General features: G+C 67.0%; 25 protein-coding genes and 1 tRNA gene. 13 read left to right on the forward strand and 13 right to left on the reverse strand.

From position 1 onward, the window contains the following. Positions 1-87: 87 nt before the first annotated feature. Positions 88-1,155 carry an LLM class flavin-dependent oxidoreductase gene (locus tag H9638_RS13225; RefSeq protein WP_191748063.1) on the reverse strand — a complete coding sequence of 356 codons (1,068 nt, stop codon included), beginning with the start codon at positions 1,153-1,155 and terminating at the stop codon, positions 88-90. Positions 1,156-1,250: 95 nt separating this feature from the next. Here H9638_RS13225 and H9638_RS13230 point away from each other — a divergent pair, with 95 nt between their 5' ends. Further along, the gene (locus H9638_RS13230; RefSeq protein WP_191748065.1) at positions 1,251-1,841 is read left to right on the forward strand and encodes a CGNR zinc finger domain-containing protein; all 591 of its coding nucleotides are present in this window, start codon (positions 1,251-1,253) and stop codon (positions 1,839-1,841) included. A gap of 53 nt (positions 1,842-1,894) precedes the next feature. Here the strand turns inward: H9638_RS13230 and H9638_RS13235 are convergent, their stop codons facing one another. Then, positions 1,895-2,842: a GlxA family transcriptional regulator gene (locus tag H9638_RS13235; protein ID WP_191748067.1), complete on the reverse strand. Its 948-nt coding sequence runs from the start codon at positions 2,840-2,842 to the stop codon at positions 1,895-1,897. Between the two features lie 118 nt (positions 2,843-2,960). On the opposite strand from H9638_RS13235, the gene H9638_RS13240 reads away from it, so the two are divergent. Then, the gene (locus H9638_RS13240) at positions 2,961-3,593 is read left to right on the forward strand and encodes a cysteine hydrolase family protein (RefSeq protein ID WP_191748069.1); all 633 of its coding nucleotides are present in this window, start codon (positions 2,961-2,963) and stop codon (positions 3,591-3,593) included. Between the two features lie 125 nt (positions 3,594-3,718). Here H9638_RS13240 and H9638_RS13245 read toward each other — a convergent pair whose 3' ends face one another. From H9638_RS13245 to H9638_RS13255, 3 genes are all read right to left on the reverse strand, one after another. Then, positions 3,719-4,090 (reverse strand): DUF1048 domain-containing protein, encoded by a 372-nt coding sequence (locus tag H9638_RS13245; RefSeq protein ID WP_191748071.1) that lies wholly within the window; start codon positions 4,088-4,090, stop codon positions 3,719-3,721. A gap of 2 nt (positions 4,091-4,092) precedes the next feature. After that, on the reverse strand, positions 4,093-4,422 hold the full coding sequence (locus H9638_RS13250) for a PadR family transcriptional regulator (RefSeq protein ID WP_191748073.1): 330 nt from the start codon (positions 4,420-4,422) through the stop codon (positions 4,093-4,095). A gap of 101 nt (positions 4,423-4,523) precedes the next feature. Beyond that, positions 4,524-5,162, reverse strand: coding sequence for a TetR/AcrR family transcriptional regulator (locus tag H9638_RS13255; RefSeq protein ID WP_191748075.1), 639 nt, complete (start codon positions 5,160-5,162; stop codon positions 4,524-4,526). Positions 5,163-5,274: 112 nt separating this feature from the next. Between H9638_RS13255 and H9638_RS13260 the strand changes: the two genes are divergently transcribed. Beyond that, positions 5,275-6,732 (forward strand): purine-cytosine permease family protein, encoded by a 1,458-nt coding sequence (locus H9638_RS13260; RefSeq protein WP_191748077.1) that lies wholly within the window; start codon positions 5,275-5,277, stop codon positions 6,730-6,732. A 36-nt stretch (positions 6,733-6,768) separates the two neighbouring features. Next, positions 6,769-8,433 (forward strand): amidohydrolase, encoded by a 1,665-nt coding sequence (locus H9638_RS13265; RefSeq protein WP_191748079.1) that lies wholly within the window; start codon positions 6,769-6,771, stop codon positions 8,431-8,433. 18 nt (positions 8,434-8,451) lie between these two features. Here the strand turns inward: H9638_RS13265 and H9638_RS13270 are convergent, their stop codons facing one another. Continuing rightward, positions 8,452-9,477, reverse strand: coding sequence for an FAD-dependent monooxygenase (locus H9638_RS13270; RefSeq protein WP_191748081.1), 1,026 nt, complete (start codon positions 9,475-9,477; stop codon positions 8,452-8,454). Between the two features lie 290 nt (positions 9,478-9,767). Here H9638_RS13270 and H9638_RS13275 point away from each other — a divergent pair, with 290 nt between their 5' ends. From H9638_RS13275 to H9638_RS13290, 4 genes are all read left to right on the forward strand, one after another. Next, a complete protein-coding gene (locus H9638_RS13275; protein WP_191748083.1) occupies positions 9,768-10,991 on the forward strand; it encodes a sensor histidine kinase in 1,224 nt (407 codons plus the stop codon). Further along, positions 10,988-11,638, forward strand: coding sequence for a response regulator (locus tag H9638_RS13280; protein ID WP_191748085.1), 651 nt, complete (start codon positions 10,988-10,990; stop codon positions 11,636-11,638). The genes H9638_RS13275 and H9638_RS13280 overlap by 4 nt, the downstream gene beginning before the upstream one ends. A 193-nt stretch (positions 11,639-11,831) precedes the next feature. Continuing rightward, positions 11,832-12,287 (forward strand): hypothetical protein, encoded by a 456-nt coding sequence (locus H9638_RS13285; RefSeq protein ID WP_225217406.1) that lies wholly within the window; start codon positions 11,832-11,834, stop codon positions 12,285-12,287. Next, complete coding sequence (locus H9638_RS13290; protein WP_191748087.1) at positions 12,280-12,942, forward strand: dihydrofolate reductase family protein; 663 nt, start codon at positions 12,280-12,282, stop codon at positions 12,940-12,942. Before H9638_RS13285 ends, H9638_RS13290 begins: the two co-directional genes overlap by 8 nt. On the opposite strand, the gene H9638_RS13295 is transcribed toward H9638_RS13290, so the two are convergent. Next, positions 12,939-13,610 (reverse strand): DUF6766 family protein, encoded by a 672-nt coding sequence (locus H9638_RS13295; protein WP_191748089.1) that lies wholly within the window; start codon positions 13,608-13,610, stop codon positions 12,939-12,941. The genes H9638_RS13290 and H9638_RS13295 overlap by 4 nt on opposite strands. Before the next feature lie 88 nt (positions 13,611-13,698). Continuing rightward, on the reverse strand, positions 13,699-13,959 hold the full coding sequence (locus tag H9638_RS13300) for a hypothetical protein (RefSeq protein ID WP_191748091.1): 261 nt from the start codon (positions 13,957-13,959) through the stop codon (positions 13,699-13,701). A 683-nt stretch (positions 13,960-14,642) separates the two neighbouring features. Between H9638_RS13300 and H9638_RS13305 the strand changes: the two genes are divergently transcribed. The 3 genes from H9638_RS13305 (at position 14,643) to mgtE (ending at position 18,636) form a co-directional block, all read left to right on the forward strand. Continuing rightward, positions 14,643-16,775 (forward strand): prolyl oligopeptidase family serine peptidase, encoded by a 2,133-nt coding sequence (locus H9638_RS13305; protein WP_225217407.1) that lies wholly within the window; start codon positions 14,643-14,645, stop codon positions 16,773-16,775. A 72-nt stretch (positions 16,776-16,847) separates the two neighbouring features. Next, positions 16,848-16,938 (forward strand) — tRNA-Ser (locus H9638_RS13310). A gap of 339 nt (positions 16,939-17,277) precedes the next feature. Then, on the forward strand, positions 17,278-18,636 hold the full coding sequence (mgtE, locus tag H9638_RS13315; RefSeq protein ID WP_191748095.1) for a magnesium transporter: 1,359 nt from the start codon (positions 17,278-17,280) through the stop codon (positions 18,634-18,636). Positions 18,637-18,687: 51 nt separating this feature from the next. On the opposite strand, the gene H9638_RS13320 is transcribed toward mgtE, so the two are convergent. The 4 genes from H9638_RS13320 to H9638_RS13335 all read right to left on the reverse strand — a co-directional run bounded on the left by H9638_RS13320 (position 18,688) and on the right by H9638_RS13335 (position 22,909). After that, positions 18,688-19,710 carry a D-2-hydroxyacid dehydrogenase gene (locus H9638_RS13320; protein ID WP_318241880.1) on the reverse strand — a complete coding sequence of 341 codons (1,023 nt, stop codon included), beginning with the start codon at positions 19,708-19,710 and terminating at the stop codon, positions 18,688-18,690. Between the two features lie 83 nt (positions 19,711-19,793). Then, positions 19,794-20,558, reverse strand: coding sequence for a fumarylacetoacetate hydrolase family protein (locus tag H9638_RS13325; RefSeq protein WP_191748099.1), 765 nt, complete (start codon positions 20,556-20,558; stop codon positions 19,794-19,796). Then, on the reverse strand, positions 20,558-21,997 hold the full coding sequence (locus tag H9638_RS13330; protein ID WP_191748101.1) for an MFS transporter: 1,440 nt from the start codon (positions 21,995-21,997) through the stop codon (positions 20,558-20,560). Before H9638_RS13330 ends, H9638_RS13325 begins: the two co-directional genes overlap by 1 nt. 96 nt (positions 21,998-22,093) lie before the next feature. Continuing rightward, on the reverse strand, positions 22,094-22,909 hold the full coding sequence (locus tag H9638_RS13335; protein ID WP_191748103.1) for an IclR family transcriptional regulator: 816 nt from the start codon (positions 22,907-22,909) through the stop codon (positions 22,094-22,096). A 110-nt stretch (positions 22,910-23,019) separates the two neighbouring features. Here H9638_RS13335 and H9638_RS13340 point away from each other — a divergent pair, with 110 nt between their 5' ends. Together H9638_RS13340 and H9638_RS13345 are read left to right on the forward strand one after the other, a co-directional pair. Further along, on the forward strand, positions 23,020-23,931 hold the full coding sequence (locus tag H9638_RS13340; RefSeq protein WP_191748105.1) for an NAD(P)-dependent oxidoreductase: 912 nt from the start codon (positions 23,020-23,022) through the stop codon (positions 23,929-23,931). A gap of 105 nt (positions 23,932-24,036) precedes the next feature. Continuing rightward, a complete protein-coding gene (locus tag H9638_RS13345) occupies positions 24,037-25,059 on the forward strand; it encodes an aldo/keto reductase (protein ID WP_191748107.1) in 1,023 nt (340 codons plus the stop codon). Here the strand turns inward: H9638_RS13345 and H9638_RS13350 are convergent. Next, positions 25,056-25,760 (reverse strand): hypothetical protein, encoded by a 705-nt coding sequence (locus H9638_RS13350; RefSeq protein ID WP_191748109.1) that lies wholly within the window; start codon positions 25,758-25,760, stop codon positions 25,056-25,058. The two genes, H9638_RS13345 and H9638_RS13350, sit on opposite strands and share 4 nt — an antisense overlap.

Consider the following 25,760-nt stretch of genomic DNA (forward strand, 5'->3'; position numbering starts at 1 on the left):
ACGCCGGTTCCGGGAACTGAGTTCTTCGTTATCTCCACAAAACTTCCATCTCTTTGTTCATCAGTCTCGGAACCGGCGGGGCGCACGTTAGGCCGTCGGCATGCTGTAGTGGTCCGCCAGCAGTTCCAGGGTCTGCGCCTGAGCGCTGCGCAGGTACCCGCCGGTAACGAGCATGACTTCATTGACACCGGTCTGGCGCTGCAGATCCTCCAAGCTGGCTGCCACTTCCGCGGGGGTGCCGTGGATCGTGCGGTCGGTGTATTCCTCAAGGATCTGCCGTTCCTGCATGTTGGGGCGGTAGGCCGCAACTTCTTCGGGGGGCAGCAGAGCAAAGGGCTTGCGAGTGAACATGCGCAGCATGGCCATGGCGGTGGAGGTGGCCTGGCGGCGTGCCTCTGCCGGATCCTCGTCAGCAATGGCACCGATGCTCACCAGGCTGTAGGGCTTGTCCAGGTACACCGAGGGACGGAAATTCTCACGGTAGATCCGCATGGCATTGAGGATGTCGGCACTGCCGAACTGCAGGGCGAACGCATACGGGCGGCCCAGCCGCGCCGCAACCTGAGCGGAGTACACCGAGGATCCGAGGATCCAGACGTCGGCCGCCGTCTCGGGACGCGGCACCCGGTTCTCGTCGGCCTGCCAGGGGCCCGGTACGGCCGGCACACCTGCATAAGGGTGGCCCTGCGGGAAGTCGTTCTCCAGGAATCCGACCAGCTCGGCAATCTGTTCGGGGAATTCGTCGTTGGCGGAGGCGTGGCGGCGCAGAGCCGCTGCCGTGGCGCCGTCGGTGCCCGGTGCCCGGCCCAGGCCGAGGTCGATGCGCCCGGGAGCCAGCGCATCCAGCATGCCCACCTGCTCAGCGATGACCAGCGGCACATGATTGGGCAGCATGATTCCGCCCGCGCCAAGCCGAATGCGTTCGGTTTCTCCGGTGAGCCGGGCCGCCATCAAGAGCGGGGACGGAATGGCGGCACCGGGCATGGCGTGGTGTTCGGACATCCAGAAACGCTGGAAGCCGCGGCGGTCTGCCAGCTTCGCCAGCGAGATGACCTCGCTGTAGGTCTCGTTGACGGTGTGACCGACGCCGGTGAAGCCGTTGTCGAGGACCGAGAGCACGAAGGGGGCGGTGCCGGACGGGCTGGGATGGTTCATGAACTACCTCACGTATCACGGTATAAGTAAATCTTTAACGTGAGATTCACTCTAGGAGGTTCTCACGGCAAAGTGCAACTGATACCGTGAGTACTATGACAAACGTCCCACTTCCTCCGGCTCCGGGAACAGCCGAGCACCTGAGCTTGGCGCTGGCCAACAGCATCGTCACCCTTCCAGGCGAGCAGCGGGTTGATGAGCTGAACAGTCCGGAAAACGCCACGGCCTGGCTTATCGGGCACGGGCTTGCCCCGGAAGGAACCGGACTGCTCTCTTACTGCCAGAATCAGCTCGCAGGCCTGAGGGAACAGCTCCGGGAGGTACTTCGGTCCCATACCGAAGGCACCGTTCCCGCACCGGAGGCACTGGCTGGCCTCAACCATGCGCTGACCGCAGTGCCCAGCGCGGCGCCGCTGCACTATTCTCCGGGAGCAGGCCTGGTTCGGGGCTACACCCATCCGCTCAGCCAGATTGTTGCCCATGCCATGGCACAGATTGCCGAGGACGCTGCCGTCCTGCTGACCGGGCCCGACGCCGGGCGCATCGCGCGATGCGCAGCCGCACCGTGCGACCGGTTCATGGTCCGCACGCACGCGAGGCGGCAGTGGTGCTCCGAGCGGTGCGGAGCACGGCAGCGGGCCAACCGGTCCTACGCCCGCAAACTGGAGAAGACTCCCGCAAAATAGAAGGCCCGGCAGGCTGAAGACTCCGGGCGAGCCAAAAGTCCGAAGAAGCGGGCTCAGCGGCTGGTGAATCGGCTCCGGTACGAGGTCGGGGTAGTGGAATAGGCGGAGATGAAGTTCTGCCGGAAGGTGACCGGGCTGCCAAACCCGCAGGCCTCGGCAATGCGCGCAACGCTCCAGGTAGTGGTTTCCAGCAGCTGGCGGGAGTCATCCAGCCGTCGCCCGAGCACCCAGCGCGCCGGTGAGAAACCGGTGACCTCTTTAAACCTGCGGGTAAAGTTCCGCTTGCTCATGTTGGCATGCGCCGCGAGGCTTTCCACCTCGAGGTCCTGATCCAGGTTTGCCAGCGCCCAGTCGATGGTCCTGCCCAGCGGTCCGTCGAGCTCGGGATCCTGCAGCGGGCGGGCAATGTACTGCGCCTGGCCACCCTCCCGGTGCGGGGCCACCACAATGTGGCGCGCGACGTCGACAGCCACGGCAGAGCCCAGCTGCCTGCGGACAAGATGCAGGCAGGCGTCCAGCGCCGCGGCGGTTCCAGCCGACGTGAGAACGTCTCCGTGATCGATATACAGTGCGGAAGCGTCGAACCGAACGGCTGGCAGAGCTGCCGCCATCTTCGAAGCTGCCTCCCAATGCGTCACCGCCGTGCGCCCGTCGAGCACACCGCTTCCAGCGACCGGATACGCACCCAGGCACAGTCCGACGACGGCGGCTCCCCGCCCGTGGGCCTGGCGGATCAGCTGCAGCAGCTCATCTGACGGATCGGGGAGATCGGACAGCCAGGAGGGAAACACCACGACGTCTGCGTCCTGGGCCGCTTCGAGCCCGGCAACTCCGTCAACCAGATATCCTTCCGCACTGCGGATGGGCTGGCCCTCCTCGGCGAACAAGCCGGTTTCCCACTCCGGGGCAAGGCCAAGGCGCGCCACCTCGCCGAATACGAGCAGCGGGGTCGCCAGATGGAACATCGTCATGCCGTCGAAGGCGTGGATGGCAATCTTCAACGTGGCCCATTTCCATCGAAAGTGTGCATATACGCCACTCACTCTACCGGGACGGGCCCTGCAAAGCTGGGATCACCAGTAAATCAACAGATTTTCACCTAAGGAATTGAGGCTTGTTATGACTGACCTACGCCGCGCGCTCGTAATTGTGGACGTGCAGAATGAGTACTTCGCCGGTCCCCTTGAAATTCAGTACCCGGACCGCAACGAATCCCTGGCCAACATTCTGCGGGCCATCGAGGTGGCCGAAGAACAAGGGCTGCCCATCGCCGTCGTCCAGCATGAGACTCCCGCCGGTTCCCCGGTGTTTGCAGCCGGGTCCCACGGCTGGGACCTTCACCCGGAGATCGCTGCCCGGCGCAATGACTCGTGGAAGCACATTGTGAAGACCTATGCGAGCGTCTTCGCTGGAACCGACTTCGAAGCCTGGCTCCGGGAGAACCAGATCGGCACGGTCACCTTGGTTGGGTACATGACCAACAACTGCGACTTGGCTACTACTGCGGCGGCAGAACCGCTGGGCTTCACCGTGGAAATCCTCTCCGACGCGAGCGGGGCGATCCACTTGGCGAATGAGATGGGCCAGGTCAGCGCGCAGCAGGTACATGAAGCACTGCTGGTGCTGCTGCATTCGAACTTTGCTGCCGTCGCGGCCACCAGCGACTGGGCCAAGGCCGTGGAATCCGGCGTCGAGCTGCCCAAGAGCGATCTGGGCACCTCAGCCACGCAGGGCCGCGCCGCCTTCCAGTAGCCCGCTTGCCCCAGCGGCCCGCCACTTGAGCTTCGGCGCCCGCGGCAGCGGATCACTGCTGCCCGGGCGCCCGGCGGTTCCGGCGCCCGTGACCTGGGCACCGGCGGCAGTTCCGGCGTCGGCCTTCAACTGTGGCCTTGACCCCGGCCTTCTTCTTCGGCGCCGTCGATGGCTTTGATGAGGCGTTCGCGCTCCTTATTGATCCACTGACCGTCCGAGTAGTTCCGGAGAAAGGTCTCCGCGAATTCCACCGGGTCTTCCCCCACCACGGCGCGGATGGGGGTTCCATCCACTGCGGCGCGTTCGAACAGGTCGGCAAGATCCTCAACCATCGTCATCATGATGCTGCCGTTGCTGATGGCACCGAAGTAGGTCAGGTAACGTTCAAATGCCTCGACCGACGTGCGGTACGGGGCCGGCAGGGCCTTGACCCGCGCCTTGTATTCCCGCCACCGGCGCTTGTCGCCGAAGTCGCCAACTATCTTCTCGATCAACATGGTCACTTATCTCCTCGGTGGAGCTGTTCCAGACGTTCTGCGAGGAAGCTCCAGGTCCTCCAGAATTCGTTGAGAGAGTCCTCCCCCTCCGCGTTCAGGGAATACACCTTCCGCGGCGGGCCTTTTTCGGACGGAACCTTCTCGACGTCCACGAGTCCGCGCTGCTCGATCCGGATGAGCAGCGCGTAGATAGTGCCTTCCGCAATGCCGGTGAACCCCTGGTCCCGCAGCCATCCGGTGATCTCATAACCGTAGGCCGGGCGGCCGGACAGGATTGCCAGGACTATGCCTTCCAGGACGCCCTTGAGCATCTCCGTCGCCTGCTTGCCCATCGGAGACTCCTTGCTACTTAGTAATAATGACTACCAGTACATAGTAACGCTGAGTAGTTGGATCGCAAGGGGCCCGCGCATGCTTCGCGCAGGAAATGGACTCAGCCGCCCTGCTCTCGAGTCACGGCGGCACAGAGCTCCCCCGCCGGGATGCCGAGGGTCCATTCGGCGACATCCGAGACAAAATGAGCAATGCCCTCATCCCCATGGGGTGCGGAATTATTGACGTAGGTTCCAACACCGTCAATGGCGGCAAGAATCCTGCTGCTGGCCACCCCAGGATCGGCCACCGTGAAATTCCCGGCGGCGACGCCGTCCTCGATAAGCAGGACTAGGCGCCTATGGGTCACCTCCTCCTGGACCTGCACAGCCTCCGCCAGGGCAGGGCTGAAACGGCAAAGGTGGCGGGCGTTCAACCAGAGCTGTGACAGCTCCCTCCACCTTTCCCCTTCATTACGCGAGATCAAACAGGCCACCCTGGTGAATGGATCACCTTCATCTGGAAACAGGTCCTCCCGTTCATCTGAGACGGCACGGGCGAAGGCGGCGACCACCAGGTCCTCCGCCGCCGGATAGTAGTGGCTGATCAGTCCGGGCCGGACCCCCAGCCGCGCAGCAACCGCGCGCAGCGTAATGCCCTCCAAGCCATCGGCGAGCGCAATGGATGCCGCCGCAGCGAGGATTTCAGCCCTTCGCGCGTCCGGATGTTTCCTGACCCGCGGCGTGGGATTTGACAGCATGCCGCCGAGTCTATTGGATTAGTGACCAATATCACTGTTGGCCACTCGACCAACAGCAATCGGGTTCGACGGCCAGCCTCCGTGGGCCGAACCCGCCCCGAGAGGAACAGCGATGCCTGAGTCCCACCTGGCTGACACCGTCAACCCGTCTGAGCCATTGACCCACCCCGAGATCCGCGGGATCGAACTGATCGAAGACTCCGAACGGCACGGCCGTGCCCGCGGCCTCTTTTCGGTCTGGGCGGCCCCGAGCGTCAGCGTCCTGAACCTGACTATTGGCGCCTCCCTTGTCATCCTGGGGATGGAGCTGTGGCAGGTATTCGCCGTGATCGTCACCGCCAACCTCCTCTGGATCCTGGTGGGGCTGGTGGCCATCAGCGGTCCCGCGGCAGGAACCTCCGGGTCAGTCATCACCCGCGCGATATACGGAATCCGCGGCAACAAAGTGATCGTCGCCTTCTACGGCTGGTTCATCTCCGCCGTCTTCCTGGCACTGAACTGGCTGGCGGCGTCCTTTATGGGTGCCGAGCTGCTGGCCCGGGCCGGTTTCACGGATCCGGTCCTCGGACCCGTGGTCATCACGATCGTCGTCGCGGCGGTCACCGTCCTGGTCGCCGTCTATGGCCATAACCTGATCCTGCGCGTTTATCCCGTGGTGGCCACAGTCCTGCTGCTCATCTTCCTCCTGGTGACGTTCTTCATCCTGCCCAGCGTCAATTGGAGCTACGCACCGGCAGAACCCCTGCAAGGCCTGCCGCTGTGGTCTGCGGTGACCGTCGGATTTGCCATCCTTGCTTCCGGCCCCTTGTCCTTCTCCAACAGCCCGGACATGGCACGCTACCTGCCACGCTCCACCAAGGCCGCTTCCATCATCGCGGCCACGGCCCTGGGCGGAATGCTGCCCGGCATCTTCTTCACCTCCGTGGGCGCCCTGCTCGCCACCGGAATCGATGCAGCGGCCATGGAGCTCGGCATCGAATCTGCACTCCTTGCCATGCTGCCTGCCTGGCTCGGACCCCTCTTCGTGGCCGGCGTCATCATCAACACGATCTCGCTCAACGGTATGACCACCTACACCGCGAGCATGGCTTTCCAGTCCATCGGCGTCCCGATCCGGCGCATCCCCTCAGCCGTGGTGGTCGGCGGGATCGGCACAGCCCTGACCATCTATCTCATGATGTCCACGAGCCTGCTTGAGGCAGTCAACCTGCTGCTTCAGCTGCTGATCCTCATCTCCGGTCCAACCATGGCGATCTTCGCCACGGACGTCATCCTCCGCCGTAACCGCTACAACGGCACCGACCTCTTTCAGGAGCGTCCAGGCGGACCCTTCTGGTACACCGGCGGCTGGAACATCCCCGGCATGCTCGCCGCGGTGCTCGGTGCCGTTTCCGCCTCGCTGTTCCTCAACAGCAGCCTCTACACCGGCCCGCTGTCCGCGGCCATGGGCAACATCGACCTCTCCGTCCCCGTCGCCCTGCTCGTTACTTCGACCGTCTACGTCCTCTGGACGCGCATGGCCGCGGCCGGACGGCGTCCGCAGGTCCTCACCGCTAAAGTCCCCGCCTAATCCCCGTCCCAATCCCCGCCTGAAGGAAGTTACCGCGTGACCACGCAGCTTTATACCAACGCCCGCATCTTTACCTCCGGCGCCCGGCGCTGGGCCGAGGCCATGGTCGTCCAGGACGAACGGATTCTCTACGTCGGCGACTCTGTCACGGCTGAGCGTCTTGCCGCAGACCCGGAGAGGATTGATCTGGGCGGCCGGCTGGTTCTTCCCGGCTTCGTCGACGGCCATGCCCATGTGATCGGCACCGGCGAAGCACTTGGGCAGGTCAGCCTCTGGGGTGCGGAGTCCGTGGAGGAGATCCAGCAGCGCATCCGGAAGTGGGACGCTGACCACCCCGGATCAGCCCGGATCATGGCCACCGGGTGGGCTCACGGTGCCATTCCCGGCGGTGTTCCGGACGCCGGGATGCTCGACGCAGCCCTGCCCGGCAAACCCGTCTACGCACTGGCCTATGACTTCCACTCCGTCTGGGTCAACTCGGCGGCGCTGGCGGAGATGGGGATCACCGATTCCACAGAGAACCCCCTCGGCGGCACCATTAAACGGAATTCCGAAGGTCACGCCACGGGCTACATTGATGAAAACGCGTTCTACAACATCGTGCTCCCCTTCCTCGACGCGCAGGCCAGCGGGGATGACCATCTGGCCAGTATCGCCGCCGTCCAGCAGGCCTACCGCCAAAGCGGCGTAACCACGGCATGCGATATGGGATTCAACGAGACGGATCTTCAGACGTTCACACAGGCTCAGAAGGATGGGACGCTCACCAGCAGGCTCATTGCCTACTGGCGGCTGAACAACACCGGCGTCCTTGAGCAGAACATCGCCCAGGTCCAGCGGGCGGCCGAACTTGCCGCCGAACACCGGTCAGCGTTCCTGCGGGTGGTGGGCATCAAAGTGGTCATCGACGGAACCATCGACGGGTGCACGGCGGTGCTCGGAGCTCCCTATGCCGACGGGTCCAATGCCGAACCCGTCTGGAGCCTGGCCGAGCTGGCCCCGGTCGTGGCTGCTGCTGATGCCGCTGGGCTGAAGGTCGCCATGCATGCCATCGGGGATGAAGCCGTGCGGATCGCCATCAGCGCGGTCGAACATGCGGTTGCCGTTAACGGCCCCCGCGAACGCCGGCACCGGATCGAGCATCTGGAGCTCGTGGACCGGGCCGACGTCGACCGCCTCGCCGCGTTAGGCATCACGGCAAGCATGCAGCCCGTCCACGCTGATCCCGCCATTGGCAGCAACTGGCGTGCCAAGCTCGACGACGGCCGCGTGGACCGTGGCTTTCCCTGGCCCTGGATCACGGAAGCCGGTGGCTGCCTGGCGTTCGGCACCGATTCTCCGACGTCGCCGCACACCCCGCTGCCGAATATGTACGTGGCCGCCACCCGTGCCTCGGCGCTGGATGCCGCGGCCGGAACGAACGTGCCGGAATTCGCGCTGCCACTCGCCGAGTCGATCGAACACGCCACCCGCGATTCCGCCTGGACGTGCGGCGCCGAGCACGAGCTCGGCCGGCTGGCCGCAGGGCTTTACGCAGACTTCATCGTCCTCGACACGGATGTCCTCGCGGCGGAGGACCCGTCAGTGCTGCTGGATACAAAGGTCCTGCGCACCGTCGTCGGCGGGCGCTGCGTGTATGAAGCCGGGTTGGGGCAGGACGGCGGTGCCGCCGTCGCAAATACTGCCCCAACCGCGGATTAGCCGACTCGTCCAGGGGGTTCAAGCACCGAACCGGGCGGCCGCTGAGACCAGCCCGTTCCGCACGGGCAGCAGATGCTTAGCGGTCGCCGCACGGTTCAGCACCCGGGCCAGCCGCACCATCCGGCGGCCCACCGGGCGGCGGACGCGGTCGAACTGCCGCAGTCCGGAGTCCAGGTCCTGGCTACCGGCCAGGGCATCCGCGAGCGCGACGGCGTCCAGCAGGGTTTCGCAGGCACCGCGCCCCAGGTTCGGGGCCATGGCATGCGCGGCGTCGCCAATCAGGACGGTCCGCCCACTCACGTAGGAACCCGTCAGCTGTACATCGAGGAGGGTTCGGCGGTCGATCCGGTCCGGTGTGAGGGTGTCCACGACGGCGCGCACCGCCGGATGCGCCCCGTCGAAGAAGCGCCGCAGGAACCCGGCGGAGTCCAGGTGGTCCCCGGCCGGGACCAGTTCCGAGCGCAGGGCAGCAAACCAGTTGATGCCGTTGCCACCGGCGGGGGTAATCCCAAACAGGCCGCCCCGCGTCCAGGTCTCGGAGACCGTTCCGACGCGGCCGGCAATCACGCCGCGGAATGCCGTGGTTCCGAGCTTCCGCGGCCCCACCCCGGGTAAGACGGCGCTCCGGACCGAACTGTGGATTCCGTCAGCACCGACCAGCAGGTCTCCGCCGGGAAAGCCCTGCTCCGGGGAATACGGGCTGTTCCACCTGACGGCTTCCGGCGGAAGCGCCGCGTACAGGGTGCGGAGCAGCGTGTTCCGGGCAACCAGGTGGGCGCTGCGTTCGGCTCCCAGCCCGGCGATGATGGTGCCATCGGCCCGAAGGAGCGCCCCGCCTGCACAGTGCACCGATTGTTTTCGCACCGCGTCCCCTACCCCGAGGGAGTCCAGGGCCGCCATTGCCTCCGGCCACATCCCCAGGCCGGTGCCGCCGGAGGGCAGGTCCGCGGACCGTTCCCTGACTTCTACCTCCCAGCCGTTCCGCAGCAGGGCGAGCGCCAGCGCCAGCCCGCCGATTCCTCCGCCGATGATCGTTGCGCGCACGGTCCCGCCTCCAACCCGTCAAACTCATAAGATTCTGCCGCTGGTGTCGAAGGTACCCGCCGCGCGGCTGCGCCGCCCCTGCCTGCGGACGTTCGCCGCTGCGTCCGAAGGCGATCAGCACCGTCGCTTCCGGACGCCCCATCCCTTCCGGACGTCACCATCTTCCGGACGTCCCTGCCCAGCCGCCGCCTCTGCCGCTGCCTCTGCCGCTGCCTCTGCCACCTGCCTCTGCCACCTGCCTCTGCCACCTGCCTCTGCCACCTGCCTCTGCCCAGCCGTACCATAGGGGCATGGCAGCGTCCGTGGCTGTCCGCCGCCAGGGCAGCCGATCCGCACCCGACCCCTGGGTCTACGATGCCCTGCTCGCCGCGGGCGTCTCACTCACGCTCGCCGCCTTCATCGCAGCCGATATCGAGGGCACCCGCCCGGACGGCTGGGCCTATCTTTGGGCGGCCGGGTTCGGCGCACTGATGTTCGTCCGCCGCACGTATCCGACCCTTGTCGTGGCTCTGTCCGTTGTGGGATTCGTTGCCTACTATGCATCAGGGCTGACCGCCATCGGCACGGCCGTGCCCATTGCCGCGGCAGTGTTTTCCGCCGCCGAGTGCGGCCGGCTGGCCGCCGCCATCGGCGGGTCCGCCGCCGTCGCCGTCATCTCGGTGACCTACCGGCTGGGAAGCGGCCAGGATGCCGCATTTGTCCTGGGGTATGACCTGCCGCAGAACCTGCTGATCCTCGCCGGTGCCGTCGCCCTGGGCGACAGCGTCCGCACCCGGCGGCAGCTGCAGCGGCAGGCCAGCCGGATCCGGGACCTGACGGCCAGGCAGATCCGGCGCGATGCTGAGGAACGGATTGCCGCAGAGCGCATCGCGGTGTCCCGGGACCTGCACGACTCCCTGGGACACTGGCTGGCAGTGATCTCGCTGCATTCCGAGGTGGCCAGGGAGGCCCCGGAGCACGACGGCGGTGCCCGGCGCCAGGCGCTGGAGGTCATCCGCGCCACCACCGCGGAAGCCTCGTCCGAGCTCAAGCGCACCGTTGCCGGCCTTCGCGGCGGGCCGCCGGCGCCCAGGGGGCCGAGCCTGGACTCCCTGGGGAACGCCGTCGCCCCGGCGGAAGCGGCGGGGATCACCGTGACGCTGACGAACACCCTGCAGCCCCGGCTTCACCCCCAGCTCCAGGGGGTCCTCTACCGGGTTGTGCAGGAATCAGTAACCAACATCGTCCGCCATTCCAATGCCACACAGGCCGGCATCAGCCTCACCGAAGACGGCGGGATCATCCGGCTCCGCATCGCGGACAACGGCAGGGCACAGCCCGCGGGCAGCCCCGCGGGCAGCCCTGCGGACAGCCAGGCGGGCCGCCCGGACGGCGGACGGGACGGCGCTGCGGCGCAGGGCTACGGACTCGCGGGTTTGCGGGAGCGGCTTGAGGCGCTTGGCGGCAGCTTCACCGCGGAGTGGACACCGGCGGGGTTCGAGGTCTCGGCACGGCTGCCCCGGGAGGAAAGATGATTACGGTTGTGCTGGTTGATGATCAGGATCTGGTCCGGGCGGGGCTGCGGACGCTGCTCTCCAGCGGCCAGGACATCAGCGTGGCAGGCGAGGCCGCGGACGGCCTCCGCGGCCTCGAAGCAGCCGCCCGGCACCGCCCGGACGTTGTCCTGATGGATATCCGGATGCCCGTTATGGACGGCATCGAGGCCACCCGCCTGATCCGCAGTGACGAATCGCTGGCAGCCACCCGCGTGCTGATCCTGACGACATTCGACGACGACAGGGACGTCCTGGAAGCCATCCGGGCGGGTGCGGCCGGGTATCTGATGAAGGATGCCCCCGGTCCGGAGCTGCGCGACGCGGTGCGGCGGGCCGCGGACGGGGAGAAACTCCTCTCCCCCGCCGTCGTGGGACGGCTGCTGGAAATTGTCGCTGCCGGACCGCGCCCGCCGGTTCCAGACCCCCGCCTGTCCCTGCTCAGCGACCGGGAACTGGACGTCCTGGTCCGGGTTGGCCACGGTGACACCAACCAGGAGATCGCGGCTGTGCTCTTCATCAGCCCGGCAACCTCGCGGACCTACGTCAGCCGGATCCTGGGCAAGCTGGGGGCCAGGGACCGCACCGAACTGGCTGTGATCGCCCACCGCTCGGGCCTGGTTCAGTAGCGGCTCCCGCGGCAGCGCCTAAGGCACGGCAACAGCACGGCAACAGCACGGCAACAGCACAGCAACGGCAACGGCAACGGCAACAGCAACAGACGACGGCGTCCAAACGCGTACCGGTTTGTCGCCTGCGATGACCCACTCCGGCGCCCGCAGCCCGACGCGGAGCCCCGGCCCGCGTGCCTACCGTGGCAGCATGACTGAATACCCAACACCCCAGGAAACCACCCGGGCAGTCCGTTATTCCTTCGGAATGCCCCTGCTGCTGATGGCCGGCCTGGCACTGCTTGGCCTGCCCCGGGCCGTCCTGCACGATCTCCAGGTAATCCACGAAGGCGCACCGGTGACCTGGTTCCTGGCCCTGGCGCCCGTTGCCGTGTGGATCCTCGTCACCGTCCGGGTCCGTTCCCCGCGGCCGTTCTTGACCGTATTGGTTATTGGTTTGATGTTCGGCGTCATGCTGGCCATCACCCACCAGCTGCTCTGGAACTTCGCTTTCGCCGGCATGCCGGCTCTCCTCGAGGCCGGACCAGCCCTGCGGTTGGCAACCGTGCCGGGCAGTTTGATGACGGGTGCGGCCATCGGAGCCATCGGCGGGCTGCTGGCTCTGGCCCTCACTTCGCTGCGCAGGCACAATGGCGGGCATGACTGATGACGCACCGGAGACCATTCCCGACAGAGCACCGGACACATCACTTGATCTCACTTTGGATCCCGGGGTGCAGGTGATGGTCCAGGAATGGATCTCGCTCGACGGGTTTGCGGCCGGGCCCGGCGGTGAAGCTGACCTCTTCGCCGCCGTGGCTCCGGAAACCAGCGCCGCCGGCCAGGACTGGAATATGCGGCTCCTGCCGCACGTCGATGAAATACTGCTGGGCCGGAGGACCTATGAGCTCTTCGCCGCGTACTGGCCCACGGCGGACGAGCCGATTGCGGCTCAGCTGAACATGGCCCGGAAAACAGTAGCCTCCCGGACCCTCTCCTCAGCCCCCTGGGGGGCCTACCCGGAGGCCGCCGTCGTTCCGGACGCCGTCAGCTACGTCCGGGAACGCCGCAGCCAGGGTGGAAAGTTTCTCATCTGGGGTTCGGTGAGCCTCGTCCACGCCCTATTGGAAGCCGGGGAAGTCGACGAGTTGGATCTTTTCATCGCTCCGATCATGCTTGGGCAAGGGCTGCGTGCCTTTCCGGAACGATCCCTCCTGCTGCAGCTGCACAACGTCCGGCACTGGCGCGGCACCCTGCACGCACGCTACCGGCCTTCGGCTCCGCGGGAGCCAGGTGCTGCCGGCCATGACCTGGTCTTCTAGCCTTCAACATCCGTGGCGGTGTGGGCCGCGCCCACCGGTTTTGACTCCGGGGAGCCGCGCTGGCGCAGGTAGACCGCCAGGATGACCATCGAGGCGACCGCCAGGAACTCCGACTGCCAGTTCTGCAGTGTGCGGCTCCAGAACTCCGGCGAGAGGACGTACTCTCCCCAGGTCCCCGGATCCTGCAGGTTCGCCAGCTGCTGCTCGGCGAAGGCGCTGAACCCGGCGATTGACTGGGCGAACCAGGAGAGCAGGAAGATCGTCCCCATCACCGCCGCCAGAGAATTCGAGTAGACCCGCGTCCGCCAACCGCCCGCTCGGGCCCAAGCAGGGGAATCCGGCCGGGCGTACCGTCCCAGAAGCTGATCTTTATCCGATTCGGTCCCCTCGGAGCCGAGTTTTTTGGACTCCGGTGAACCCTGCTGCACAAACCAAACCGCCGCGAGGATCAGCAGGAGGAACTGCAGGAACTCGGATTGCCAGTTTTCAGCGACGTCGACGGCGAAGCTTGAGGTGGTCAGGTACTGCCAGATGCTGACCTGTTCCAGCCCAGCGGCGACCTGCTGTTCGTTGAACAACGCCAAACCGGCAAGCGCCTGTCCCGCCAGGGAGAGCAGGAAAAGCGAGAAGAAAACAATAAACAACCCGTTATGTTTCAGCGCTTTCACCGTCCCAGCGCTCCAACCGTGATCATGTAGGCAAGGCCTACGCCAATGAAGGTTAGGCAGAGCACGAATGCCCAGCGTGCACGCATCGTCAGTCTCCCTCTATGAGGCAGCTGTAGGGCCGGTCGCCGCGTTCAGTGCAGCCCGCGGCCATGACCTTCCACATGCCGTCCGCCAGGGTCAGGAAAACGGTGTCATTCTCAAAAACCACTTGGGCGTTTCGTCCATACGCCTGGCTGGAAACAGCAGCGCCCGCGGCCGGCAGGTCCACTGCCGCCAGTGTGTCCGGGCAGGACCGGGCGCCACCGCTCTCCGTCTGCAAAGCTGCTTCCAGCGTGCCGGGCGCAAGCATACTGCAAGCTTGCTCCAAGTTCGATTCCTGCAGTGCAGCGTAAAAGGACCCGGCCACCCGGTCAGCTCCCGGTGGACCGGATCCGTTGCCGCTGCATGCAGCCACGGACACCAGCGCAGCCAGTACAAGCACAGTCTTCACCGGGGAACGAACCACGGAACCTCCTGCCGGACCTGTTTGTTCATCACCCTAAGCCACCCAGCCGGAAAATTCCCGGGACCAAAGGCAACGGTGTCGATTTCCAAACCTGACGGACGTTAGCGCCACCGTCCTCGACGGCGCCGAACTCGCCCCGTCCCGGACAGCCAAAACCGTCCGCCGCAGCGGCTGCGAAACAGTGATAACCGACGGACCATATTCCGAATCCGTGGAACAGATCAGCGGATACTATCTGGTGGACGCCCCGGATCTTGGACATGCTGCTGAAGGCCTGCAGGCTGCTGGCTGACGGCGCACCGGTGGAAAGTCCGTGTTCTCGTATCGACCGACGCCGGTTAGGCGGCTGCTCCGGCAGCGGCCAGCTGGCCGTCCGACACGCTGCCGATGATCCTCCTGCCGTCCCGGGCGGAACTGGTCCGTGCCCCGGACCTTTGCCGGAACCGGGTGGAAAGCCGCCACCTGAAACGCCGGCTGAATGCGCTCCCTGGCTCCAGCCGATCCGGCCCACCCCTAGGATGGGGCACATGACTTCCGCGAGCGCGCAAACCCCGCAGGACCAAGACACCGACGACGAATTCCTCTGGCTGGAGGACATCTACGGCGACAAGCAGCTGGACTGGGTCCGGGCGCAGAATTCCAAGACGGAGGCGCTGCTGTCCGCCACGGACTTTGAACGCACCGAGGAACGGCTGCTGGAAGTCCTGGACTCCACCGACCGGATTCCCATGGTGGTCAAACGCGGTGACTGGTACTACAACTTCTGGCGGGACGGCGAGCACCCCAAAGGCCTGTGGCGCCGCACCACGTGGGACGGCTACACGGCAGCGGATACCCAGTGGGAGACCCTGCTGGACCTGGATGCCCTGAGCGCTGCAGAAGGCACCGAATGGGTCTGGGGCGGAGCCCGGTTCCTGCGCCCGGAGGACGGGGCCTCCTACCGCCGCGCACTGGTGCTTCTCTCCCCCGACGGCGGCGATGCTGCCCGCTACCGGGAGTACGACGTCGTCGACCGGGCCTTTGTCCCGGGTGGTTTCGATCTGCCTGTGGCTAAGACGCAGGTGTCCTGGGCCGGACCGGATTCCCTGTACGTGGCCACCGATTTTGGTCCCGGCAGCATGACCGCCTCCTCCTATCCGCGGATGGTCCGGACCGTGCACCGCGGCCAGGATCTCCCCGACGCCGACCTGTACTTCGAAGTTCCGCAGGACCACATGATGGGCTACGTCCACCATGACCAGACGCCGGGATTCGAGCGGGACCTGGCCTTGGACATCATCGACTTCTACGACAGCATCACCTATCTGCGCCGGGATGACGCCTGGCTGCGTGTGGAGGTGCCGCTGGACGTCACGGTGGACCTGCACCGCCAGTGGCTGCTGATGCGCCCGCGGACCGACTGGCTGGTCGGTGAAACCCTGCACAAGGCAGGCTCCCTGCTCGCTGCTGACCTGGAGGACTTCCTCGCTGGCGGCCGGAACCTGCGCACGCTCTTCACTCCGGAGCCCACCGTCTCCCTGCAGTCCTGGAGCTGGACGCGGGACTACCTGCTGCTGAACCTGCTGCGGGACGTTTCCTCCGAAATCCAGGTCCTGGAGCCAGCCGCGGACTGGCAGGCCACCACGCTCGATGCCTGCCCGCCGCTCCACACAGTGGATGCGTACGCGGTCGATGACGAGGACGATGCCGCCGGCAACGACTACTGGCTGATCAGCACGGGTTTCACCACCCCGTCAACGCTCTCCCGCGGAACGCTTGGCAGCCCCGCAGGAACGGGCAAGGGGGCCGCAGCGGCAGTGAAGTCCTCGCCGTCGTTCTTCGATTCCTCCGACTGCACGGTGGAGCAGCACTTCGCCGTGTCCGCTGACGGCACCCGGGTCCCGTACTTCCAGGTGGCGCACCAGGGAATGGTGCTCGACGGCGGCAATCCCACAGTGCTTTCGGGCTACGGCGGGTTTGAACAGGCCCTCACCCCCGCCTACAGCGGCGTGGTCGGGCGCGGCTGGCTGGAGCGCAGCTACACGGACGACGGCGGAACGCTCCGCCGCGGCGTCTACGTCCTGGCGAACATCCGCGGCGGCGGGGAATACGGCCCCGACTGGCACCGCGCCGCCCTGCAGCAGAACCGGCACCGCGCCTACGAGGATTTTGCCGCAGTCGCCCGCGACCTCACCGACCGCGGAGTCACCTCCCGCGAACACCTGGGCTGCACGGGCCGCAGCAACGGAGGACTGCTGGTGGGCAACATGCTCACCCTCTACCCGGAGCTTTTCGGAGCGGTGTCCTGCGGGGTACCGCTGCTGGACATGCGCCGGTACACCAAACTCTCCGCCGGTCATTCCTGGATCGCCGAATACGGAGACCCGGACGATCCGGAGCAGTGGGAGTTCATTAAGACGTTCTCCCCGTATCACCTGCTTCGCGAGGACGTTCAGTACCCGCCGTCGCTGATTTGGACTGCTACCAGCGATGACCGGGTCGGCCCCGTCCAGGCCCGGAAAATGGCTGCCCGCATGCAGGCCATCGGGGTGGACCGGGTCTGGTTCCATGAGGCGCTGGAAGGCGGGCATGCCGGGGCAGCGGACAACCGGCAGTCCGCGCGGATGCACGCCATGTCCTACGAGTTCCTTTGGGAAGCGCTCACCGGCCGGCTGTCCTGAACCTGTTTTGCCGAAAGCCCCCCGTTGTGGGTAGTCTTGACAGGCTGGCAGAGTGAAATCGCCAGGGCAAATGGAGACGTGCCAGAGCGGCCGAATGGGCTTCACTGCTAATGAAGTGTGGGCCTAAAGCCCACCGGGGGTTCAAATCCCCCCGTCTCCGCCAACGGAAACACCCCGGCCTTCGGACCGGGGTGTTTCCATATCTGATCATTCCTGGAAGGACTGGAGGTGAACCGCACGCATGGACGACGGAAATAGTCGATCTACCGCACCGCGCGGGCCTCGCCTTCGCCCCAGGGAAACAGATCTCCACACCATCCAGGTGTGTTCCTGCCGCTAGCGGCAGCTCCGGTTCCGCCGTTTCCAGGCGAACCTCTCGATTCCCCTTCCGGCCTGAGCCCGCGCGGCTGCGGTACTGCACCGTTGCACGACTCACCCATTTTTTTACACATCCCGCGGTCCAGCCGCAGCTCATGTGCGCCTCACCGGAGGGAACCGGATCATGATCAAGTCACCCACTCTTTCATTCGACGCCAGCGCCGAGCTGCTGGCCGAGGCCCTCAGCAATAACAGCCTGTCCCAGGTGGCCCGGGCCCTGCAGCCGCTGGACGTGGCCGAAACACTGGAACAGCTCGAACGGCTGAACACCATTGACCGGGCGCTGGCCTACCGCACCCTCCCCAAGGGACGGGCGCTGGAGGTCTTCGAGCGGCTCGACGCACGGCTCCAGGCAGACCTCGTGTCCGGGCTCCAGGACGCACAGGTGGCGGAGGTTTTTGCCGCGCTGAGCCCGGATGACCGGGTGGCGCTGCTGGATGAGCTGCCGGCGTCGGTGGCCAACCGCCTGATCCTGGGACTCAAGGAGAAGGACCGCGCACTCACCACCATGGTGCTCGGTTACCCGCAGGGCGCCGTGGGCCGCTTTATGAGTCCGCAGTTCGTCACGACCCATCCCGGCACGACGGCCGGCGAAACCCTGGCCCGCGTGCGGGAGCAGCTCGACGACGCCGAGAGCGTCTACACGATCCCCGTCACCGACGGCAGCCGCCACCTGGTAGGCGTGGTCTCGCTGCGGGACGTGCTGCGCGCCGCGGAATCCGATCTGGTCTCGGATTTGATGAAGGACCCGCTGTCGGCTCCGGCCACGTTGGATGCCGAGGAAGCCGCACGTTACTGTGCTGACGCGAAAGTCCTGGTTCTGCCTATCGTTGATGCCGAAAACCGGCTCGTCGGAATACTGACCGTGGACGATGCGCTCAGAATCCTTGAGGACGCCGAAAGCGAGGATGCCGCCCGGGCAGGAGGCTCCGAGCCGCTGCGCCGTCCCTACCTGGCGACTCCGATCCGCAGCATTGTGCGGGCCCGCGTGGTGTGGCTCCTGGTCCTGGCGCTCGGCGCCACGCTGACGGTGCAGGTTATGGGTGCCTTTGAAGCCACCCTGGCCGAGCAGGTGGTGCTTTCCCTCTTTATCCCGCTGCTGATCGGCACCGGGGGAAACACCGGCAACCAGGCGGCCACCACCATCACCCGCGCCCTGGCGCTGGGGGACGTACGGCCCAGGGACGTGGTCAAAGTGGTTGCCCGGGAGCTACGGGTCGGTGCCTGGCTGGGCCTGCTTCTCGGCGGACTCGGGTTTGCCGTGGCGTCAATTATCTTCACCGTGCCCCTTGGCCTGGTCATCGGCCTGACCCTGCTGGGGGTCTGCACCATGGCCGCCACCGTCGGCGGATTGATGCCGCTGCTGGGGAAGGCCCTCAAAGTGGATCCCGCGGTGTTTTCCAATCCCTTCATTTCGACCTTCGTCGACGCCACGGGCCTGATCATCTATTTCCTGATCGCGTCGGCTGTCCTGGGTCTCTAGCCCAGAGGCGCTCTCGCCTCGGCGTCCGCGACGGCGAAGATGGCGATGCGATCAGTAGAACTCCTTCGTCGACATGACGTTTTGCAACCGGTCACCGTCGAGCAGGCGCGTCGCATTCGCCGCGAAGAGCTCGGCAATACGGCGGGGCTCCTGCACCGAGAGCGCGGCGGTGTGCGGGCTCAGCAGCACGCTCGGGTGCTCCCACAGCCGCGACTGGGCCGGCAGCGGCTCAACCGCGGTGACGTCGAGTGCGGCGAAACCGATGCGGCCGGCGTCGAGGGCGTCGAGCAGGGCGTCCTCGTCAATGACGGTGCCGCGCCCTACGTTGACGAGGATCGTGTCGCTGCGTACCGCGCCGAACACATCGGCACCGAGCAGGCCGGTGGTGTGCTCCGTGCCCGGCAGCGTCGCGATGATCGCATCGACTTGGCCGGCCGCTTCGACGAGCTGGTCGATCGGCACGAGGCGGTCAACGTGCTTGACCGGCTCGCCCGACCGTGTGGTGCCCCAGACGGTCGCACCGAGCGCCGAGAAGCGCTCGGCGACGACGGCGCCGATGCCGCCGAGCCCGACAACGAGCACGGTCATCTCGCCGACGTGCCGCATGAGGCGACGGCTCTCACCCCACGTGCGCGCTGCCTGGTCGGCCTCGAGCTGGCGCAGGCCCTTGGCGCCTGCGAGTACGCCGAAGACCGCCCACTCGGCGAGCGTCGACGCGTGCATGCCAGCGCTCGTCGTGACGACGACGCGCTCAAGCTCGTCGTCGGTAAGCCGGGCCGCGCGCACCTGACCGCCGCCGCCTGCGGCAGTGGTGTGCAGCCACTGCAGGCGGGGGTTCGCACGCACCGTGCGGGCGAGCGCGGCGGGGCTGACATCGGGCAGGCCGAAGAGCGCATCTGCCTCATCAAGCATCGCCTCGAATGTTTCCTGTTGCTCGGGGGTACGCTGCCACTCGGGATTCCCCTCCCAGTCTCCCGTCCAGCGCCACGGCCGGGTCAGGGAGGGATCGCGGAGCAGCTTGACGCGTGGCTCGAGCTCGCAGATGCGGGCGGCGCTCGCGTCGTCGATGCTCACTGCGACCGCTACCTTCAGTGTGGATCCGGGCATGGGTGTCTCCTTCGTGCTCAGGGTTATGGATGTGTGTGCGCGGTGCGCGGTCAGCGCAGCGGTGTCTCGAGCCGCAGCCCGCCGACGACGACCGAGACCGTCGATCCCGCGGCGACCTCGTGGCTCGAGTGCGGCGCGCCCGCCATGATGACGTCGCCGGGCCCCAGCCGGAGCCATCGGGCGACGTAGGCGATCGACTCCCGGACCGGGACGGGCATCTCCTGCGCGGAGGAGTCGCGGACAACTTCGCCGTCGACCACGAGCCGCAGGACAAGGTCATCGATCGACGCCTCGGTGTCGATCCGGGGTCCAAGCGGCGTCGAGCCCTCTCCGCCCTTCGACTCAAAGTTGCGCACGTCGAGAGCGGCCCGGTCGGGGTAGGAGAGGTCATTCACGGCGGTGACGCCGAGCACGAACTCGTGTGCGTTCGCCTCGGTCACGAGCCCGTCTCCGGGGTCTCCGGTGTCGCGGCCGATGACCACCGCGATCTCGGCCTCCGCGACGACCCTGCCGGCATCACGCCGCACCCGCACGGTGGTGCCGTGCGGCACGACGCCGCGCGGGCTCTTGAGCCACGCCTGCACGGGCAGGGGTGGCTCCGGCTCTGCGCCGCGGTTCTGCGCGATGCCGACGAGTACGGTCGGCAGGGCCGGCGCGAGGAGCGTCGCGTCGCATCCGTCCACGCGCTCCCCCGCGTCTGCGGCCCCGATGCCCGCTGCAAACGCCGCGTACGGGTTGTCGATCGGCACCCAGGCGTCACCGTCGGCGCGGGCATGCAGCTCGCGGCCGTCGACGGCGATTCGCGCTATCCGCATCAGTGCGCCGCCGCCGCGAGGCTGCCAGCGCCGCCGGCGTGGTCGACGCGGTCGGCACCCTCGTCGGTCGAGAGGCGCAAGGCGTCCTCGAGCCGCATCAGGTCGCGGCCACGCGTCTCAGGCACGAGGAAGGTCGACGCGGTGGAGATGAGCGCGAGAGCCGCCATATAGATCGCGGGCAGGAGCCAGTTGCCGTCCGACGTCGCGAGCAGGTAGGCGCCCAGCACACCCGCGAGCCCGCCGCCCAGCACTGCCGAGATCTCGCGCGCCATCGCGACGCCCAGGTAGCGGTGCCGGTTGCCGAACATCTCCGGGAGCATCGCACACTGCGGGCCGAGCATGGTATTCACGGCGACGCCGATGCCGAGCGCGATGACGATCACCACCGTCACCGGGTCGCCCATCGACAGCAGCCACCAGGCGGGGAACGCGTAGAGCAGCATGAACACGGCGCCGAAGCGGTACACCGCGCGGCGGCCGAAGCGGTCCGAGAGGTGCCCACTGAGCGGGATCGTGCCCATGCCAATGAGCGAGCCGATCGTGACGCCCCAGGTCGCCACGCCGCGGTCGACCGGGTTGGCGATGAACGTGCCGGCGACGAAGGCGAGTGCCAGGTTCTGGAACATGTAGGAGCCGCCGTTCTCCGCCATTCGGAGCCCGATGCCGACGACGACGCCCGGGAAGCCCTTCGTGAAGACGTCGCGGATCGGGGTCTCGGCCACCTGCTCCTGCTTTTCGAGCTCGACGAACGTCGGCGTCTCGCGCAGGCGCATCCGAATGAAGAGCGCGACGAGGATGAGCACGAAGGACAGCAGGAACGGCACGCGCCAGGCCCAGCCGAGGAAGACGTCCTCCGGCAACGAGGAAAGGAACGTGAAGACGACGGCGGCCAGCAGGGTGCCAAGCTGGATGCCGATAAAAGGCAGCGACGAGAAGAAGCCGCGGCTCCGCACAGGCGAGTACTCCGCCATAAGCACGGTTGCGCCAGCCTGCTCGGCGCCGGCACCGAAGCCCTGGGCGAGGCGCAGCACCGTCAGCAGCACAGGAGCCCAGATGCCGATCTGATCGTACGTCGGCAGCATCCCGATGAGAGTCGTCGCACCACCCATGAGCAGGATCGTGACGACCAGCACCTGCTTACGGCCGATGCGGTCGCCGATTCTCCCAAAGAAGAGGCCGCCGAGTGGCCGGGCGGCGAAGCCGACGCCGAACGAGGCAAAGGCCGCGACCACGCCCATCGCGGGGTCAAGGTTACTGAAGAACAGAGTATTGAAGATGAGCGCGGACGACAGTCCGTAGAGGGCGAAGTCGAAGTACTCGAGCGCGCTCCCGACACCCGAAGCGAGCGTCGCCCGGCGAAGGTTGGCAGCGTATTCCGGGTCATCGGTGTTCGCGGGGCGTTGTTGCCCCGGGTCCTGCTGGGTGGTGGTCTCAGTCACGGTCTATCTCCTTCGACAGTCGTGCAAGGCGTCATTGCACCGCCGAGCGTACCAAAGGGTTGAACACTGTTCAACACTTTGGACACATTGCCGTGACTACGACGAGACTGCACCCCGGAGCGGGTTGGTCAGCGCGGCGACCGCTGCCCGCAGCGCGGCGCCGACCTCAGCGATGCGCGCGTCGTCCGCGTGCTCGGCCGGCAGCGCGACCCCCATCGCGAGGGGCGGATCGGCGGGCGCCCACGGGTCGAGGGCGACCGCGACGCCGGTGATGTCGCCGAACGAGCCACCCCGGTCAACCGCGAAACCCTGCTCCCGTGCCTCGCGCAGCAGCGGCAGCAGCTCATCGACCGTCGTGATGCTCGTGGCTGTGAGGCGCGGGAAGGGCGCGGCGGGCGCGAGCAGCTCGCGCACCTCAACGTCGTCGAGGCCCGCGAGCAGTGCAACGCCGGTGGCGCTGAGCGGTGCCGGCAGCCGCGAGCCGAGCGGCGTGCCGAGGCGGTAGGGCGAGCGGCCCTCGTGGCGCGCGAGGTAGAGTGCGTCCACGCCGTCGAGCATGGCGATCTGCACGACCTCTCGGCGCAGCCCGGGCGAGGCCGCCACTACGCGGTAGAACTCGCGCACCTGGTTGAACTGCTGCGCAAACGCACCGCCGAGCTCCGCCGTGCGGCGACCGAGCCGGTAGCCGCCGGCGTCGCGCTCGACCATACCGCCCTCCTCGAGCGCCGCGCACAGGTTCGCGGTGGAGGACTTCGCGATGCCGAGCGCCCGTGCGATGTCGCTGAGGGTCATCGGCACGCCCTCGGCGTCGGCAAGGGAGGCGAGGATGCGCAGCGCCCGTGAGACCGCGGGGGCTGGATCGCGGTCCTTGCGCTCGGTTGATTCCGGGGATGTTGCTGCCTGCTCAGCCATTGGTCCGCTCCTTCTGGTCGAGGTGTCGACCCCAACTGTAGAGCGGATCCATCCTGATGGACGCGGTCCGACACGCTGGCCGATCCGCGCGTCCGACGTATATTGAGCGCATGGGTAACGAAATTTCAGACACACTCGACGCCACCGCACGGGCCGACGCGATCGGCGTCATCGGACTCGGCGCGATGGGTGCACCCATGGTGCTCCGGCTGCTGAAAGGGCACGGACCGGTGTTCATCACCGGCCGCTCCGCCAGGCCCGCGCTCGTCGAGGCCGGCGCGGTGTGGACCGAGACGCCGCGGGAGCTCGCCGCACAAGCTGGCGCCGTGCTCTCCATGCTGCCCGACCTGGCTGAGCTCGAGCAGGCACTCAATGGGCCCGATGGCCTGCTCGCGGGCCTCGGTGACAGTGAGTTGCTGCTGCTCATCGGCTCGACTTCCTCGGCGCCAGAGGTGCGCGCGCTCGCCGGGCGCCTCGCAGCCCAGACGCAGGGCCGCGTTCGAGTGGTCGACTGCCCGGTCTCGGGCGGCGTGGACGGCGCCGAAGCCGGATCACTCTCCATCATGCTCGGCGGCGGGGCGGAGGACGCCGCGCGCGCCGCTACGCTGCTCGCGCCGTGCGGACGGCCAGTCCACCTCGGTCCGCTCGGCGCAGGGGAGGTCGCCAAGGCGTGCAACCAGCTCGTCGTAGCGGCGACGATCACCGCGCTCGGCGAGGCGACAGTCCTCGCCGACCGCTCGGGGCTGGACCTCGACGCGCTCTGGGCACTGCTCGGCGGCGGCTACGCGGGGTCGAACCTGCTCGAGAGCCGACAAGACAAGCTCGTGCGCGGCGACGACTCACCCTCCGGGATCGCGCGCTACATGATCAAGGACCTCGGCTTCGCGGCGGACATCGCCGAGGCGACCGGCACGAGCCCTGCGCTGCTGCCGGCGCTGCGCGACTTCTTCGACGAGATCGACGAGCGGGGCTACGGCGAGCGAGACATCAGCGTGACCCGCCGCGTCGTCGCAGAGCGTTAGGCCGGTTGCCGCTGCAGCCCTCACCGGTGTCCCTCTGTCCGGCCTGGAACACCGGGGCATAGGGTGGAGCGCAACAGCCATCAGCCTGCCGGAAGGAAATCAGCCATGGAAATGCGTCTGCTGGGTAACAGCGGAGCCGTTGTCAGCGCCTACGCCCTGGGGACAATGACGTTCGGCAATGAAACGGATGAGCGGACCTCGCACCGCATGCTGGAGGACTATCTGGACGCCGGCGGCAACTTCATCGACACAGCGGATATTTACAATTCCGGCGCGTCCGAGGAAATCGTGGGCAAATGGCTGCACTCCAACCAGGCTGCCCGGGACTCGGTGGTCCTGGCGACCAAGGGCCGTTTTGCCACCGGAGAGAGCCCAAACGACGCCGGCAATTCACGCCGGCATCTCCGCCGGGCCTTGGAGGACTCGCTCCGGCGGCTGGGCGTGGACCATATTGACCTGTATCAGCTGCATTCGTGGGACCCGCTGACCCCGCTGGAGGAGACGCTGGGTTTCCTGGCTGATGCCGTTTCCGCCGGCTTGATCAGCTACTACGGGTTTTCCAACTTCACCGGCTGGCAGCTCACCAAAGCGGTCTGGCTGGCCCGGCTCCATAACCGGCCGCTGCCGGTGACGCTGCAGCCGCAGTACAACCTGCTGGAGCGGGAGATTGAATCGGAGATTGTGCCGGCAGCGCTCGACGCCGGACTGGGCCTGCTGCCCTGGTCACCGCTCGCCGGCGGCTGGCTAACGGGAAAGTACCACCGGGAAACCGTCCCGGCCGGCAACACCAGGGTGGGTGAAAACCCGGCCCGCCAGTTCCAGGGCTGGGACCTGCGCAGCAGCAACCCGCAGACCTGGCACGTCCTGGACGCGCTGCAGCAGATCGCCTCCGCCCACGGCGCAGCTCCCGCGCAGGTGGCCCTGGCCTGGCTGGCCGGACGCCCGGGTGTCACCTCGGTCATTCTGGGCGCCCGGACACCGGAGCAGCTGGAAGGAAACCTGCAGGCTGCCGGGGTGGAGCTGACGGCGGCAGAACTGCGGCAGCTGGACGAGGTCAGCGCGCCCGCGGTGGGGAATTACCCCTACGGCAGGGACGGACTCACCCAGCGCTCACGCCGGCTTGGCTAGAAGTCTTCGGGACGCAGGTTCTGCGCCCATTTGCTGATTTCTGCCTCGTCCGGAAGTGTCTGGGGATCGTTCCGCTGACCCGCGTCCTTGGGCGTGCCCGGGGCCGACGAGCCCTTTCCGGCCTTTTCCGGCGAGGCGGGCTCTGCTGCAGCCTTGCCGGAGTCTTTGCCCGTCTCCCCTGCATCGTTCAGCGACGGCGCGGCCTCGTCGCCTTCTGCCTGAGTGTCGTCGGCGGCCTTGGACCTGCCGGTATCGGGCGTCTCAGCAGCAGGGGCCTGCGCGGAGGTCGCCTGCACTGAGGGCGACTGCGCTGAGGGCTTCTGCGCTGCCGGGTCCGGCTTCGGTGCCGGCCGGGTGTACGGAACCGGGTGGGAGGCCAGCGATGCCACGGCGGCACTTGCTGCGCGAAGGCCGCAGCCGGTCAGCTGGGCGTAGACCTGGATGGCACGGATGGGCTGCCCCTGGGCAATCGCCGCATAAACCTGCCGGTGGCCGGCCTCGTCCAGGCGGGCGACCGCTTCACGGGAGGCTTCCGGCGAGGCACCGGCCGGGGCGCGCCCGGCGGGCTTGGCGCCCTGGGCCGGATTTACCGCCGGCTTTGGTGTGGCCGGGCGTCCCGCGCGGCGGCGCTGTGCGCGGCCCACCAGGAAGTTCACGAGCACGATCGCGGCAACGAACAGGATAATGACCACAAACTCCAT

Origin of the sequence: Arthrobacter pullicola, from assembly GCF_014836875.1 — a bacterium.
Taxonomy (GTDB): Bacteria; Actinomycetota; Actinomycetes; order Actinomycetales; family Micrococcaceae; genus Arthrobacter_B; species Arthrobacter_B pullicola.

Bases quoted from the DNA above. Each gene is read 5' to 3' on its own strand.
- H9638_RS13225 (WP_191748063.1), bottom strand. From the start codon at position 1,155: ATGAACCATCCCAGCCCGTCCGGCACCGCCCCCTTCGTGCTCTCGGTC.
- H9638_RS13230 (WP_191748065.1), top strand. From the start codon at position 1,251: ATGACAAACGTCCCACTTCCTCCGGCTCCGGGAACAGCCGAGCACCTG.
- H9638_RS13240 (WP_191748069.1), top strand. From the start codon at position 2,961: ATGACTGACCTACGCCGCGCGCTCGTAATTGTGGACGTGCAGAATGAG.
- H9638_RS13245 (WP_191748071.1), bottom strand. From the start codon at position 4,090: ATGTTGATCGAGAAGATAGTTGGCGACTTCGGCGACAAGCGCCGGTGG.
- H9638_RS13250 (WP_191748073.1), bottom strand. From the start codon at position 4,422: ATGGGCAAGCAGGCGACGGAGATGCTCAAGGGCGTCCTGGAAGGCATA.
- H9638_RS13255 (WP_191748075.1), bottom strand. From the start codon at position 5,162: ATGCTGTCAAATCCCACGCCGCGGGTCAGGAAACATCCGGACGCGCGA.
- H9638_RS13260 (WP_191748077.1), top strand. From the start codon at position 5,275: ATGCCTGAGTCCCACCTGGCTGACACCGTCAACCCGTCTGAGCCATTG.
- H9638_RS13275 (WP_191748083.1), top strand. From the start codon at position 9,768: ATGGCAGCGTCCGTGGCTGTCCGCCGCCAGGGCAGCCGATCCGCACCC.
- H9638_RS13280 (WP_191748085.1), top strand. From the start codon at position 10,988: ATGATTACGGTTGTGCTGGTTGATGATCAGGATCTGGTCCGGGCGGGG.
- H9638_RS13285 (WP_225217406.1), top strand. From the start codon at position 11,832: ATGACTGAATACCCAACACCCCAGGAAACCACCCGGGCAGTCCGTTAT.
- H9638_RS13290 (WP_191748087.1), top strand. From the start codon at position 12,280: ATGACTGATGACGCACCGGAGACCATTCCCGACAGAGCACCGGACACA.
- H9638_RS13300 (WP_191748091.1), bottom strand. From the start codon at position 13,959: ATGCTTGCGCCCGGCACGCTGGAAGCAGCTTTGCAGACGGAGAGCGGT.
- H9638_RS13305 (WP_225217407.1), top strand. From the start codon at position 14,643: ATGACTTCCGCGAGCGCGCAAACCCCGCAGGACCAAGACACCGACGAC.
- mgtE (WP_191748095.1), top strand. From the start codon at position 17,278: ATGATCAAGTCACCCACTCTTTCATTCGACGCCAGCGCCGAGCTGCTG.
- H9638_RS13325 (WP_191748099.1), bottom strand. From the start codon at position 20,558: ATGCGGATAGCGCGAATCGCCGTCGACGGCCGCGAGCTGCATGCCCGC.
- H9638_RS13335 (WP_191748103.1), bottom strand. From the start codon at position 22,909: ATGGCTGAGCAGGCAGCAACATCCCCGGAATCAACCGAGCGCAAGGAC.
- H9638_RS13340 (WP_191748105.1), top strand. From the start codon at position 23,020: ATGGGTAACGAAATTTCAGACACACTCGACGCCACCGCACGGGCCGAC.
- H9638_RS13345 (WP_191748107.1), top strand. From the start codon at position 24,037: ATGGAAATGCGTCTGCTGGGTAACAGCGGAGCCGTTGTCAGCGCCTAC.
- H9638_RS13350 (WP_191748109.1), bottom strand. From the start codon at position 25,760: ATGGAGTTTGTGGTCATTATCCTGTTCGTTGCCGCGATCGTGCTCGTG.